The organism is Pseudomonas sp. yb_2 (genome assembly GCF_043103905.1).
Taxonomy (GTDB): domain Bacteria; phylum Pseudomonadota; class Gammaproteobacteria; order Pseudomonadales; family Pseudomonadaceae; genus Aquipseudomonas; species Aquipseudomonas alloputida.
On the sequence record NZ_JBICKH010000084.1, the window covers coordinates 51928 to 66082 of the forward strand.

The 14155-nt window shown below is 62.2% G+C and carries 9 protein-coding genes, 1 tRNA gene and 1 pseudogene; 10 read left to right on the plus strand and 1 reads right to left on the minus strand.

The window, feature by feature from the left end; translation table 11 throughout:
• The first annotated feature begins 1 nt into the window (after position 1).
• From rpoD to ACF8FB_RS23760, 4 genes and pseudogenes are all read left to right on the plus strand, one after another.
• Positions 2–1852 (plus strand): RNA polymerase sigma factor RpoD, encoded by a 1851-nt coding sequence (rpoD, locus tag ACF8FB_RS23745; protein WP_003255578.1) that lies wholly within the window; start codon positions 2–4, stop codon positions 1850–1852.
• A gap of 127 nt (positions 1853–1979) precedes the next feature.
• On the plus strand, positions 1980–5723 hold the full coding sequence (locus ACF8FB_RS23750) for an EAL domain-containing protein (RefSeq protein WP_392512151.1): 3744 nt from the start codon (positions 1980–1982) through the stop codon (positions 5721–5723).
• Between the two features lie 16 nt (positions 5724–5739).
• A tRNA-Ile gene (locus ACF8FB_RS23755) sits at positions 5740–5816 on the plus strand.
• Between the two features lie 52 nt (positions 5817–5868).
• Positions 5869–5988: pseudogene (locus ACF8FB_RS23760) on the plus strand (site-specific integrase); the annotation flags it as partial.
• A gap of 394 nt (positions 5989–6382) precedes the next feature.
• Here the strand turns inward: ACF8FB_RS23760 and ACF8FB_RS23765 are convergent.
• The gene (locus tag ACF8FB_RS23765; protein ID WP_144179845.1) at positions 6383–6937 is read right to left on the minus strand and encodes a serine acetyltransferase; all 555 of its coding nucleotides are present in this window, start codon (positions 6935–6937) and stop codon (positions 6383–6385) included.
• A 187-nt stretch (positions 6938–7124) separates the two neighbouring features.
• Between ACF8FB_RS23765 and ACF8FB_RS23770 the strand changes: the two genes are divergently transcribed.
• From ACF8FB_RS23770 to pqqB, 6 genes are all read left to right on the plus strand, one after another.
• Positions 7125–7586 (plus strand): Lrp/AsnC family transcriptional regulator, encoded by a 462-nt coding sequence (locus ACF8FB_RS23770; RefSeq protein WP_003255583.1) that lies wholly within the window; start codon positions 7125–7127, stop codon positions 7584–7586.
• Between the two features lie 310 nt (positions 7587–7896).
• Positions 7897–9579 carry a flavin monoamine oxidase family protein gene (locus ACF8FB_RS23775; protein ID WP_392512153.1) on the plus strand — a complete coding sequence of 561 codons (1683 nt, stop codon included), beginning with the start codon at positions 7897–7899 and terminating at the stop codon, positions 9577–9579.
• Positions 9580–9593: 14 nt separating this feature from the next.
• Positions 9594–10388, plus strand: a complete 795-nt coding sequence (locus ACF8FB_RS23780; protein WP_010951731.1) for a carbon-nitrogen hydrolase family protein — start codon at positions 9594–9596, stop codon at positions 10386–10388.
• Between the two features lie 140 nt (positions 10389–10528).
• On the plus strand, positions 10529–12829 hold the full coding sequence (gene pqqF / locus ACF8FB_RS23785) for a pyrroloquinoline quinone biosynthesis protein PqqF (RefSeq protein ID WP_392512154.1): 2301 nt from the start codon (positions 10529–10531) through the stop codon (positions 12827–12829).
• 159 nt (positions 12830–12988) lie between these two features.
• Positions 12989–13060, plus strand: coding sequence for a pyrroloquinoline quinone precursor peptide PqqA (pqqA, locus tag ACF8FB_RS23790; RefSeq protein WP_003243383.1), 72 nt, complete (start codon positions 12989–12991; stop codon positions 13058–13060).
• Between the two features lie 78 nt (positions 13061–13138).
• The gene (gene pqqB, locus ACF8FB_RS23795; RefSeq protein WP_392512156.1) at positions 13139–14050 is read left to right on the plus strand and encodes a pyrroloquinoline quinone biosynthesis protein PqqB; all 912 of its coding nucleotides are present in this window, start codon (positions 13139–13141) and stop codon (positions 14048–14050) included.
• Positions 14051–14155: the final 105 nt, after the last annotated feature.

Consider the following 14155-nt stretch of genomic DNA (forward strand, 5'->3'; position numbering starts at 1 on the left):
TATGTCCGGAAAAGCGCAACAGCAGTCTCGTATCAAAGAGTTGATCACCCGCGGTCGTGAGCAGGGCTACCTGACTTACGCGGAGGTCAACGACCACCTGCCTGAGGATATTTCAGATCCGGAACAGGTGGAAGACATCATCCGCATGATCAACGACATGGGGATCAACGTATTCGAGAGTGCTCCGGATGCGGATGCCCTTCTGTTGGCGGAAGCCGACACCGATGAAGCCGCGGCCGAAGAAGCCGCTGCTGCATTGGCGGCAGTTGAAACCGATATCGGCCGCACGACCGACCCGGTGCGCATGTACATGCGCGAAATGGGTACTGTCGAGCTGCTGACCCGCGAAGGCGAGATCGAAATCGCCAAGCGTATCGAGGAAGGCATTCGTGAAGTCATGGGCGCTATCGCCCACTTCCCGGGCACTGTCGACTACATTCTCGGCGAATATGATCGCGTCACCACCGAGGGTGGCCGCCTGTCGGACGTCCTCAGCGGTTACATCGACCCTGACGACAACATTGCCGCGCCAACCGAAGAAGTGCCGATCCCAGGCGCCAAGGCTGCAGCGGCGAAGGAAGAGTCCGACGACGACGAAGAAGAATCCGAAAGCGGTGACGACGAGGAAGAGGCCGAGAGCGGCCCGGACCCGGTAGTCGCAGCCCAACGCTTCGGTGCGGTATCCGATCAGCTTCAGGCGACCTCTAAGGTCCTGAAGAAAAATGGTCGTAACCACAAGGAAAGCATCGAGGCCCTGCAGGCCCTGGCTGACCTGTTCATGCCGATCAAGCTGGTACCGAAGCAGTTCGAGGTACTGGTCGAGCGTGTCCGTGACGCCCTGAACCGTCTGCGGCAGCAAGAGCGCGCCATCATGCAGCTCTGCGTACGTGACGCCCGCATGCCGCGAGCCGACTTCCTGCGCATGTTCCCAAGCAACGAAACCGACCAGACCTGGAGCGGTGACCTGGCCAAGCGCAACACCAAGTGGGCTGCCGCCCTGGGTGAAAAGAACGCTGCCATCGTCGCTTGCCAACAGAAGCTGATCGACCTTGAGACCGAAACCGGCCTGACCGTTGCCGAGATCAAGGAAATCAACCGTCGCATGTCGATCGGTGAAGCCAAGGCCCGCCGCGCCAAGAAAGAAATGGTCGAGGCGAACCTGCGTCTGGTGATTTCCATCGCCAAGAAGTACACCAACCGTGGCCTGCAGTTCCTCGACCTGATCCAGGAAGGCAACATCGGTCTGATGAAAGCGGTGGACAAGTTCGAATACCGTCGCGGCTACAAGTTCTCGACCTATGCCACCTGGTGGATCCGTCAGGCGATCACCCGTTCGATCGCCGACCAGGCACGCACCATCCGGATTCCGGTGCACATGATCGAGACGATCAACAAGCTCAACCGTATTTCCCGCCAAATGCTGCAGGAAATGGGTCGCGAACCGACTCCGGAAGAGCTGGGCGAGCGCATGGAAATGCCTGAGGACAAAATCCGCAAGGTACTGAAGATCGCCAAAGAGCCGATCTCCATGGAAACCCCGATCGGTGACGACGAAGATTCGCACCTGGGCGACTTCATCGAGGACTCGACCATGCAGTCCCCGATCGACGTAGCCACGGTCGAAAGCCTCAAGGAAGCCACCCGTGACGTGCTCTCGGGCCTGACCGCACGTGAAGCCAAGGTGCTGCGCATGCGTTTCGGTATCGACATGAACACCGACCACACCCTCGAAGAGGTGGGCAAGCAGTTTGACGTAACGCGTGAGCGGATCCGTCAGATCGAAGCGAAGGCGTTGCGCAAGCTGCGCCACCCGACTCGCAGCGAGCACCTGCGCTCCTTCCTCGACGAGTGATGACAAAACCCCGGCCCAGGCCGGGGTTTTTCTTTAGTGGCCCGAGACATAAAGCCCGCCTTCCGTTGCACACCTGCAGCAATGCCCGTCTACACTCGACTTCAGACCACCTGAGTGCGAGGCTGCCATGTCCTTGAAGCCGGCCATTCTGTTGCTGATCCTGATTTTGTGGAACACAACGGCCGGCGCCCTGACCCTGACAGATGAGGAGAACGCCTGGCTGGCTGCCCACCCGCAGCTGAAGCTGGGTGTAGACGCCTCTTGGCCACCGTTCGAGTTTCGCGACCAGGAGGGCCGGTACCAGGGATTGGCCGCCGACTACATCGCCATGATCCAGCAGCGCCTGGGCGTGACGTTCAAACCGGTCGAACCCAGCAGCTGGACCGAGGTGCTGGCGCAAGCGCGGGAAAGCCGTATCGACCTGCTGCCCGGCATCATGTCCACCCCCGAACGCCAGGGCTTCCTGGCCTTCACTCGCCCGTACCTCGACTTCCCCATTGTCATCCTCGCGCACAAAGGCGGCGCACAACCGCGCAAGCTGGCTGACCTGTACGGCCTGAAAATTGCCGTGGTCGAGAACTACGCCCCGCACGAGTTGCTGCGTACCCACCACCCGGACCTCAACCTGGTTGCCCTGCCAAACGTCAGCTCCACGCTGCAAGCCCTGGCCACCGACCAGGTGGATGCCGTGGTCGGCGACCTCGCTTCCAGTATCTGGAGCCTGCGCCAACTCAAGCTCGACGGCCTCTACGTCAGCGGCGAAACGCCCTACCGCTACCAGTTGGCGATGGCCGTTCCCCGCGACAAGAGCGTGCTGGTCGGCATCCTCGACAAAGTGATGGCCGACATGAGCAGCAGCGAAATCAGCCAGATCCAGCAGCACTGGGTGGGCAATGTGGTCGACCAGCGGATGTTCTGGTCCGACCTGCTGGTGTATGGCCTGCCAACGGTGCTGTTGCTGATGGCTGTGCTGGCAGTGGTCATTCGCATCAACCGCCGGCTCAGCTCGGAAATTTCCCGGCGCATCGCCCTTGAGCAAGAACTGCGCAGCAGCGAGTACCACTACCGCGGCCTGGTCGAGAGCCTGTCAGCCATCGCCTGGGAAGCCGATGCCAACGACTTCACCTACAGCTACGTTTCACCCCATGCCGAAGATCTGCTCGGCTATCCATTGAGTGACTGGCTCAGGCCCGGTTTCTGGCGCAGTATCCTGCACCCGGAGGACGCGCTCTGGGCCCAGGCCTACTGCGACAGCGAGACCGCAGCGGGGCGCGACCACAGCCTGGACTACCGGGTGATCCGGGCTGACGGTCAGCCCCTCTGGGTACGCAACATCGTCAGTATGATCGAGCACGGCCACCAGCCAGTGATGCGCGGGCTGATGATCGACATCAGCGAAACCAAGCGCACGGAGGATGCCCTGCGCCTGTCCGAACAGAAGTTTGCCTCGGTATTCCAGCAGTGCCCCGATATCTTGCTGATCGCTCGCCACAGCGATGGCTGCCTGCTGGAGGTGAACGAGGCTTTCGAAGAGCAGATCGGACTGCCCCCAGACCAGGTCATAGGCCGCACTGCCACCGACCTTGACCTGTGGGGCGTAGAGGGCAGTGGCCCGCTCCTGCTTCAAAGGTTGCACCAAGGGGGTATCCGTAACCTGGAAATGAGCTTCCGCCGCAGCAACGGCCAACTGTTCACCGGCCTGACTTCGGCTGAAACCTTCGAACTGGACGGCACACCCGCACTGGTAGTGGCGGTACGTGACATCAGCCAGCTCAAGGAGACCCAGCAGCAGCTGCAAACTTCTGAAGAAAAGTTTGCAAAGGCCTTCCACGCTTCGCCCGACGGCCTGCTGCTGTCGCGCCAGAGCGACGGTTTGCTGCTGGAGGTGAACGAAGGCTTCTGCCGCCTCACCGGCTACGACCTCAACCCAACCATCGACCAGACCTCGCTGGACCTGGGTATCTGGGTCGACCTCAACGAGCGCAAACGCCTGGTCGACCAGCTCAACCGTGACGGCTTCGTGCGCGACTTCACCTGCCATATCCGCCGCAGCGACGGGCAGATCCGACTGTGCGAGCTGTCCGCCCGACCCCTGCCGATTACCGGCGTCGACTGCATGCTGACCATCGCCCGCGACATCACCGAGCGTCACCTGATGCAAGAAAAACTGCAGCTGGCCGCCACTGTGTTCGAGAACACTGCCGAAGGGGTGCTGATTACCGACATTGACCAGCGCATCAGTGCCGTCAACCGCGCCTTCAGCGAAATCACCGGCTACAGCGAGATCGAGGCCCTCGGCCAGACCCCGCGCCTGCTCGCCTCTGGCCAGCACGACAGCGCTTTCTATCTGGCCATGTGGCACCAGCTTACCGCCGAGGGCCACTGGCAGGGCGAAATCTACAACAAGCGCAAGAACGGCGAACTTTACCCAAGCTGGCTGACCATCAGCGCCGTGCGCAACAGCGACCGCGAGATCACCCACTTCGTGGCGGTTTTTGCAGACATCTCCAGCATCAAGCACGCCCAGGCCAAACTCGACTATCAGGCCCACCACGACCCGCTGACCGGCCTGCCCAATCGCACCTTGTTCGAAAACCGGCTGCAGGGCGTACTCACCTGCGCGCAGGTGTCCAACCGCCAAGGCGCAGTGCTGTTCCTGGACCTCGACCGCTTCAAGCACATCAACGACAGCCTTGGCCACCCGGTCGGCGACCTGCTGCTCAAGGGCATCGCCCAGCGCCTGAAAGAGCAGGTACGCGACGTTGACACCGTAGCCCGCCTGGGTGGCGACGAATTCATCATTCTGCTGCCCGGCTTGCACAAGCCCAGTGACGCCAGCACTATCGCCAACAAACTACTGGCCTGCTTCAACGCACCGTTCCAGGCCGGCGAGCATGAGTTTTTCACCAGCGCCAGCATCGGCATCAGTCTTTACCCACAGGATGGCACTGACGTCTCCACACTGATCCGCAACGCCGACGCCGCCATGTACCGCTCCAAAGCCAAAGGCCGCAACCGCGTCGAAGCCTACACCCGCGACCTCACCGCCCAGGCCAGCGAGCGCATCGCCCTGGAGCATGAGCTGCGCCGGGCCGTCGAACGCAACGAAATGAGCCTGTGCTTCCAGCCCAAGCTCAGCCTGAAGACCCAGAGCCTGGTGGGTGCCGAAGCGCTGATCCGCTGGAGCCACCCGACCTTTGGCGAGGTACCGCCGGAACACTTCATCCACTTGGCGGAAGAGAACGGCACCATCCTGCAGCTCGGCGACTGGGTACTGGAGCAAGCCTGCCGGCAGATGCAGGCCTGGAAGCAGCACTACCAACCCTTCGGCCCGCTGTCGATCAACCTTGCCGGCGCCCAGCTGCGCCACCCGCACCTGGCACGGCGCATCGAACAACTGCTCAAGCACCATCAGCTGAAGGCCGGTGACCTGCAGTTGGAAATCACCGAAAACTTCATCATGAGCCAGGCAGAAGAGGCCCTGGCCGTGCTGTACCAACTGAAGAAACTCGGCGTACAGCTGGCCATCGATGACTTCGGCACCGGCTATTCCTCGCTCAGCTACCTCAAGCGCCTGCCGCTGGACATCCTCAAGATCGACAAGTCGTTCATCCGCGGCCTGCCCGACGATCCACATGACGCCGCCATTGCCCGGGCGATCATTGCCCTGGGCCGCAGCATGCAGCTGACCATCATTGCCGAAGGCGTGGAGAACCAGGCCCAGCAACGTTTTCTGGCGGCCGAGGGCTGCGAGCAGATCCAGGGCTACATCGTCAGCCTCCCGCTACCACCAGAGGAATTCGCGGCCGCGTTTCTTCGCATAGCACTATCGGATCTTTCAGATGGCACAGGTGCGAAACCCTCGTTATAATCCGCCCACTTACTGAGGGCCTATAGCTCAGTTGGTTAGAGCAGAGGACTCATAATCCTTTGGTCCACGGTTCGAGTCCGTGTGGGCCCACCAGATACGACAAAGCCGCGCGATTGCGCGGCTTTTTCATGCCCGCAAGAAATAAATGGTCAGGGGCGCGTACATCCAGCGCAGCGGCGCCGAGCGCATGACCTTGGAAGTAGCGCTAAAACGGTATCTCAGCGAAATCAGCCCCACCAAGAAGCCGGTCACCCAGCGCGCCGATAATCGCGGAAAGGTGCCCTATCGATACTTCAAGCCAAACACCCTAGCTTGAGGATCGGACAATGAGCCGAATAGCCGCCATTATCAGCTCACAAAATGAGCCGAATATGCTCGCTAATCGGCTCACAGATGAGCAAGCCCCATGAATGAACCTGGGCCTGCCCCGTGACAACGGACGCCAGGAAGCTGGCTACAGAGCCAACTGCCTCAAGCCTTTGCGTATTCGTTCGGTGCGCTCATCACTAACGCGGCGCCTGGGCTAAACGAAGGAGGCCGCACCACTGCACGTTCCAGTCCATCGGGCGATGGCCATCAACCATGGGCAAACCCATAAGAACCCTCCCAGCCTGCTCCACCATCCCCTCTGCCAACGTCCGCAAATGTACCGCTGTTGGTTAATCCCCTCCCGGACGCATCTCGACCTGCCGTGGGTTGTAGAAGGTCATGCCAGGCGGAATATCCCGCGTAACCAACGACATCGCGCCGATCACTACGTCATCGCCAATGTCGATGCGATCAGCAACGATGCAACTGTTGGCGCCCATGCTCACGTTGTCACCAATGCGCAGTGCGTACTCCTGCATCCCCAGGGTCTTGATGCCGATCGAGCAGTTCTGCCGGATGAAGAAGTTGCGCCCGATGCTGACGTACCGGGTAATCACCACCCCCGGCAGGTGCGCGATGCGCAGGCCAGGGGCAATCTGGGCGCCGATGTCGATGTCCACCCCATACTTGAGGTTGAGCCGCTGTTGCATGCGCCGGGCGTGACGCCGGGCAAGGCCGCCGCGGGCGTCGAGGTACTGGGCCAGGCGATAGGCGAAGAGGAAACGCAGTTTGTTGTCCTTGCGTGCGCGGCGCAGCACGTTGAACAGCAGGCTGATAGGGCGTCCGGGCCTTTTCTTGTTGGAGACTTCCAGTCGCCAGCATTCGAGCAGGTGGTCAAGGTTCACGCTGAGGTTCCCGTTGGACTAGCGCTTCATCATGCCGAATTAGTGCCGAAGACGCAGCCTTCGGACATGCACGGCCGTTCTAACCCAAAGTGCCAAGCCGACGCCGTCAACGGTGATCGACTGTACCTGGCCTTGCCCTGATTGGCACAGGCTGGCTAGGCTAGCGGGCCAACCGTAGAGACTCGCCATGTCGGATTCCCGCTCCATCACGCTGGATGAAATCGATCGCCAGCTGATCGCCCTGCTGCAGATCAACGCCCGCGAAAGCGTCGCCACCCTCGCCCGCCAGTTGGGCATCGCCCGCACCACCGTCAATTCGCGCCTGGAGCGGCTGGAGAAAAACAAGGTTATCTCTGGCTATGGCGTACGCCTGGGCCAGAGTGTGATAGGCGGCGGGTTGCAAGCGTATGTCGGGATCAAGGTGCAGCCACGCTCCGGCAAGGACGTGGTGCGGCGCCTGAGTGCCATGGGCCAGGTGCAGCAGCTGTGTGCGGTAAGCGGCGAATTCGACTATGTCGCCTGGCTGCGTACGGACTCGCCCGAGCAGCTGGATCAGTTGCTCGACCAGATTGGCAGTGTCGACGGGGTGGAGAAAACCACCACGTCGATCATTCTCAGCAGCAAGGTGGACCGTGGACAGCCGCTTTGAACGGGCTGGCGCTCGGGTGGGTTATCGATGAGGCCTGTTGTAGGAGCGGGTTTACCCGCGAATGGGGCAGAGAATCTACCGACGCATTCGCGGGTGAACCCGCTCCTACAAAGGGCCAGGGCGGTTTTTGAACTACCTCGACCGCCTCCTCGTCTTAATGAGCATGATTTTAATCATTACGACGAAACTAACTACATTCAGACAACACTCTGCACCTTAATTACGAACACCCCACTCCCTAAAATGACAGCCGGGCATCTCCTATACTCAGGCTCCGCTCCTCGCGCAGCCTCTCTGGCAAGGTCATTTCATGAACAAGAAGAACCGCCACCCCGCCGACGGCAAGAAGCCGATCACCATTTTCGGCCCGGACTTCCCTTTTGCTTTCGACGACTGGCTGGAACACCCGGCAGGCCTGGGCAGCATTCCGGCTGAGCGCCATGGGGAAGAGGTGGCCATTGTCGGTGCCGGTATCGCCGGCCTGGTAGCGGCCTACGAGCTGATGAAGCTGGGCCTCAAGCCGGTGGTGTACGAGGCTTCCAAGCTGGGCGGCCGGCTGCGCTCGCAAGCCTTCAATGGCACTGACGGGATCGTTGCCGAGCTGGGTGGCATGCGCTTCCCGGTGTCGTCCACCGCCTTCTACCACTACGTCGACAAGCTGGGCCTGGAAACCAAGCCCTTCCCCAACCCGCTGACCCCGGCTTCGGGCAGCACGGTGATCGACCTGGAAGGCCAGACCTACTACGCCGAGAAGCCCACCGACCTGCCGCAACTGTTTCATGAGGTAGCCGACGCTTGGGCCGATGCTCTGGAGAGCGGTGCGCAGTTCGCCGATATCCAGCAGGCCATCCGCGACCGTGATGTACCGCGCCTGAAGGAACTTTGGAACAAGCTGGTGCCACTGTGGGACGACCGCACCTTCTACGACTTCGTCGCCACCTCGCGCTCTTTTGCCAAGCTGAGCTTCCAGCACCGCGAAGTGTTCGGCCAGGTCGGTTTCGGCACCGGCGGTTGGGACTCGGACTTCCCCAACTCGATGCTGGAAATCTTCCGCGTGGTGATGACCAACTGCGACGACCACCAGCACCTGGTGGTCGGGGGCGTGGAACAAGTGCCACAAGGCATCTGGCGCCACGTACCGGAACGCTGCGTGCATTGGCCAGAGGGCACCAGCCTGAGCACGCTGCATGGCGGCGCACCGCGTACCGGGGTCAAGCGCATTGCCCGCGCCGCCGATGGCCGCCTGGCGGTCACCGACAACTGGGGCGATACCCGCCACTACAGCGCAGTACTCGCCACCTGCCAGACCTGGTTGCTGACCACCCAGATCGACTGCGAGGAATCGCTGTTCTCGCAAAAGATGTGGATGGCCCTGGACCGTACCCGCTACATGCAGTCGTCGAAAACCTTCGTCATGGTCGACCGCCCGTTCTGGAAGGACAAGGACCTGGAAACCGGCCGTGACCTGCTGAGCATGACCCTCACCGACCGCCTCACCCGCGGCACTTACCTGTTCGACAACGGCAACGACAAGCCCGGGGTGATCTGCCTGTCGTACTCGTGGATGAGCGACGCGCTGAAGATGCTGCCGCACCCGGTGGAAAAGCGCGTACAACTGGCCCTGGATGCGCTGAAGAAGATCTACCCGAAGACCGATATCGCCGGGCACATCATCGGCGACCCGATCACGGTTTCCTGGGAGGCCGACCCGTACTTCCTCGGCGCCTTCAAAGGCGCGCTTCCGGGCCATTACCGCTACAACCAGCGCATGTACGCGCACTTCATGCAGCAGGACATGCCGGCGGAGCAGCGCGGCATCTTCATTGCCGGTGACGACGTGTCATGGACCCCCGCCTGGGTTGAAGGCGCGGTGCAGACGTCGCTGAATGCGGTGTGGGGTATCATGAACCACTTTGGTGGCCACACCCACCCCGACAACCCCGGCCCGGGCGATGTGTTCAACGAAATCGGCCCGATCGCCCTGGCGGATTGAGACAAGGAGGCACCATGCGCATCGCTCTGTACCAGGGCGCACCCAAGCCACTGGATGTGCCCGGCAACCTGCAACGGCTGCGCCACCAGGCGCAGTTGGCAGCCGACCGCGGCGCACAGTTGCTGGTGTGCCCGGAGATGTTCCTGTCCGGCTACAACATCGGCCTGGCCCAGGTCGAGCGCCTGGCCGAGGCCGCCGATGGCCCGGCAGCCATGACCGTGGTGGAGATCGCCCAGGCGCACCGCATCGCCATTGTCTATGGCTACCCAGAGCGCGGCGATGACGGGGCGATCTACAACAGCGTGCAACTGATCGATGCGCATGGCCGCAGCCTGAGCAATTACCGCAAAACCCACCTGTTCGGTGAACTGGACCGCTCGATGTTCAGCCCTGGTGCGGACCACTTCCCGGTGGTGGAACTGGAAGGCTGGAAGGTTGGCCTGCTGATCTGCTACGACATCGAGTTCCCGGAGAACGCCCGACGCCTGGCGCTGGACGGCGCCGAGCTGATCCTGGTGCCGACGGCGAACATGACGCCGTACGACTTTACCTGCCAGGTGACCGTGAGGGCACGGGCGCAGGAAAACCAGTGCTACCTGGTATATGCCAACTACTGCGGCGCGGAAGACGAGATCGAGTATTGCGGGCAGAGCAGCATCATCGGCCCGGATGGCAGCTTGCTGGCCATGGCCGGGCGGGATGAGTGCCAGTTGTTGGCAGAGCTTGAACATGAGCGGGTGGTGCAGGGGCGCAGGGCGTTTCCCTACCTGACCGATTTGCGCCAGGAGCTGCACCTGCGTAAAGGCTGACAAGGGCCGCTATGCGGCCCATTCGCGGGCACGCCCGCTCCCACGGGATTTGCGCTGCCTTTCATACCGGCGCCATACCCGCGAAAAGGCCGGGCCTGCAAACAAATCGGTTAGCATGGAGAGCAGCCACCGGAGCCCCCATGCCTGACGCCATCCGCCAACTCACCCTCGCCAACGGCTTGCAACTGACCCTGCGCCACGCCCCGCGCCTCAAGCGCTCGGCCGCCGCACTGCGGGTGCACGCGGGCAGCCACGACGCACCTGCCAAATGGCCCGGTCTGGCGCACTTCCTCGAACACCTGTTCTTCCTCGGTACCCCGCGCTTCCCGCTGGAAGACGGCCTGATGCGCTACGTGCAAGCCCTGGGCGGCCAGGTCAACGCCAGCACGCGCGAACGCGCCACCGACTTTTTCTTCGAGGTGCCACCCAACGCGCTCGGTGGCGGTCTCGAGCGCCTGTGCCAAATGCTGGCAGAACCGGATCTGGGCATCGAACGCCAACGCCGTGAACGCGAAGTGATCCATGCCGAATTCATCGCCTGGTCGCGCAATCCAACGGCCCAACAGCAGTTCGCCTTGCTGCAGTCAGTGTCAGCCAGGCATCCACTGGGCGCTTTTCATGCTGGCAATCGATACACCCTGGCCTTGCACGATGCGGCCTTCCAGCAAGCGCTTGCGGGCTTTCATCAACGCTTCTACCAAGGCGGCCAGATCTGCCTGAGCCTTTGCGGTCCGCAGCCGCTGGATGAACTTGAACGCCTTGCCCGGCAGCAGGCCGAACTGTTCGCTGCAGGTGAGCGCGTGCCGCAAATACTGCCGCCGCCACTGCCAGCAATGGCTAGCGCTTTGACCTTCACGCACCAAAGCCTCCCCAGCGGTGCCGAGCACGCCCTGGAACTGCTGATCGCTTACCTGGAGGACAGCCGCCCAGGTACCTGGCTGGGCGCGCTTCGCGAGCGTGGCTGGTTACAACGTTTCACGGCCGAAAGGTTGTATGCGTTCGCCGGTCAGCTGCTGTGGCACCTTGACCTGAAGCTCAGTGCCGACGCTTGCCCGGACGAAGCCAGCGCCCTGCTGCAAGGTTGGTTCAGGTTCATCCGCCAGGCCGACCGCGAACAGTTGAACCACCAATTCGGCCTGTTGCAGCACAGCCGTGCGCACAGTGCCAGCGCGCTCGAGCTGGCACGCCGGGACAGCACAGGCCAGCCGTTCGCCAAGCTGGATGCCCAAGGGTTGCAGGCGCTTGGCGCCCTGCTGGAAAGCCTGCCAGGTGGCGACCATGGCGATTGGCAGCTTTTGCCAGTCGACCCATTGCTGAAGGCTGACCTGCCCCATGCCAAGGCGCAGCCGCTGCCGGCAGCGCTGAAGATCAGTGACCAGCTCCCGCCGGCGCGCCAATACGCTGCGCTGTACCTGCGCTGGCATGTACCTTCTCCGTTGCGCCAGCAGCTACAACGTGTGCTGGAACTGGCCCTGGCACCACTGCAGGAACGCTGTGACCGCGCCTCCGTGCAACTGCAGTACAGCAGCGCCGGAGAATACTGGCAGTTGCGCTGCGCCGGCCTGCCAGCAGCAGTGCTGCGGGCAGTGGAACAAGCCTTGGCCTTGATGCTCAAGCCACCTGCCAGTTGCTGGCTGCCCGACACGGCGCAGCCCCCGGCCCTGATCCCCATCAGGGCCCTGCTCAAGCAACTGCCAGACGCGGTACGGGGTAGCCTGCCCGCAGCGGTGCCTGCCTGCACGCTGACCCAGCAGCAGCTCGACAGCCTGTGGCTGCACACCGAGTGGCATGGCATGGCTGCAGGTTTCGAGGATACCGCGCTAAACGCCTTGGGCGCCGCGCTGTTGCAGTGCCCTGGGCAAGGCTCGCGGCCGGGGCCCCTGCCATCATGGGCCAACCACCGCTGGCAGCATGCCCACGTGCCAGGCAGCGAACATGCCCTGCTGCTGTTCTGCCCGTTGCCGGCGGCAAAAGAGGCCGCAGGCCGCCTGTTAGCCCAATTGCTGCAAGGGCCGGTTTACCAGCGCCTGCGGGTAGACTTGCAACTCGGCTACGCGGTGTTCAGCGCCTTTCGTCAGGTCGAGGGGGTCGGTGGGCTGCTGTTCGGTGTGCAGTCCCCCCACACCGGTCAGGCACAGGTGCTCGACCACCTGCTCAGCCTGCTGCGCCATGGCGTCACCCTTGACCCGGCCGCTCGTCAGGCGTTGGCCGGGCAATTCGACGAACCCGCCATGGCCAATGCCGATGTCGCCGAATGGGCGTGGCAGACACACTTGGGCACACAAGCCGATCGGCTGGATGTGCTGCGCAGGTCTATCCTGACTACGCGGCAGACGGATCTGGACCACCTGCTGAGCGACCTGCTCGACCCAGGTTCCGCTTGGCTATGTTTGGCCAACGCTGCCGCGCCAGACACTTCCTGGCAGGTTGAAAATCGATGATTATTACGCGAACTGCAACGGCGCTTCTCGAATAATTAACCTTCCGGTTCAAATTTTTCTTGTAAGATAGCGCAATCCCGTTTTCACGGAACTGCCAACGCATGGCGGTACCCAAGTAGTAGCTGAACAACCCAACCCTCATTCGGAAGGAGTAATTCCATGTGGACCAAACCTGCATACACTGACCTGCGTATCGGCTTCGAAGTCACCATGTACTTCGCTAACCGCTAAGCCGGGCTTAGGGTTTCACGCCTCGGCCTGCCGGGGCGTTTTCGTTTTTCAGATCCGGTTTCTGCATAGAGAGTGGCCATGTACATCCAGGTTCTCGGCTCCGCCGCCGGTGGCGGGTTCCCGCAGTGGAACTGCAACTGCGTCAACTGCAAGGGCTACCGTGATGGCACCCTGAAAGCCACCGCGCGCACCCAGTCATCCATCGCCCTGTCCGACGACGGTGTGCACTGGATATTGTGCAATGCCTCGCCCGACATCCGCGCTCAACTGCAGGCCTTTGCGCCGATGCAGCCGGCACGGGCACTGCGCGACACTGGTATCAACGCCATCGTCCTGCTGGACAGCCAGATCGACCACACCACCGGCCTGCTCAGCCTGCGCGAAGGCTGCCCACATCAGGTGTGGTGCACGGACATGGTCCACCAGGACCTGACCACCGGTTTCCCGCTGTTCAACATGCTCAGCCACTGGAACGGTGGCTTACAGTGGAACCGTATCGAGCTGGAAGGCAGCTTCGTGATCGACGCCTGCCCCAACCTCAAGTTTACCCCCTTCCCCCTGCGCAGCGCCGCGCCGCCCTACTCCCCGCACCGCTTCGACCCGCACCCGGGCGATAACCTGGGTTTGATGGTCGAAGACACCCGCACCGGCGGCAAGCTGTTCTACGCCCCAGGCCTGGGCCAGGTAGACGAAAAGCTGCTGGCGATGATGCACGGTGCCGACTGCCTGCTGGTCGACGGCACCCTGTGGGAAGACGACGAAATGCAACGCCGTGGCGTGGGCACCCGCAACGGCCGCGAGATGGGTCACCTGGCCCAGAACGGCCCTGGCGGCATGCTGGAAGTGCTCGACGGCTTCCCGCGCCAGCGCAAGGTACTTATCCACATCAACAACACCAACCCGATTCTTGACGAAGACTCACCCGAGCGCGCCGAAGTCCTGCGCCGGGGCGTCGAAGTTGCCTTCGATGGCATGAGCATCGCGTTGTAAAACAGTCTGTGAGGCGACACCAGACCCTGTGGGAGCGGGCATGCCCGCGAAAAAGCCAACACGGTCCATGGCACCGGCTTCGCCGGTGTTCGCGGGCACGCCCGC

Coding starts and splice junctions, on each gene's coding strand:
- ACF8FB_RS23770 (WP_003255583.1), top strand. CDS start 7,125: ATGTCGGATTCCCGCTCCATCACGCTGGATGAAATCGATCGCCAGCTG.
- pqqB (WP_392512156.1), top strand. CDS start 13,139: ATGTACATCCAGGTTCTCGGCTCCGCCGCCGGTGGCGGGTTCCCGCAG.
- ACF8FB_RS23750 (WP_392512151.1), top strand. CDS start 1,980: ATGTCCTTGAAGCCGGCCATTCTGTTGCTGATCCTGATTTTGTGGAAC.
- pqqF (WP_392512154.1), top strand. CDS start 10,529: ATGCCTGACGCCATCCGCCAACTCACCCTCGCCAACGGCTTGCAACTG.
- rpoD (WP_003255578.1), top strand. CDS start 2: ATGTCCGGAAAAGCGCAACAGCAGTCTCGTATCAAAGAGTTGATCACC.
- ACF8FB_RS23780 (WP_010951731.1), top strand. CDS start 9,594: ATGCGCATCGCTCTGTACCAGGGCGCACCCAAGCCACTGGATGTGCCC.
- ACF8FB_RS23775 (WP_392512153.1), top strand. CDS start 7,897: ATGAACAAGAAGAACCGCCACCCCGCCGACGGCAAGAAGCCGATCACC.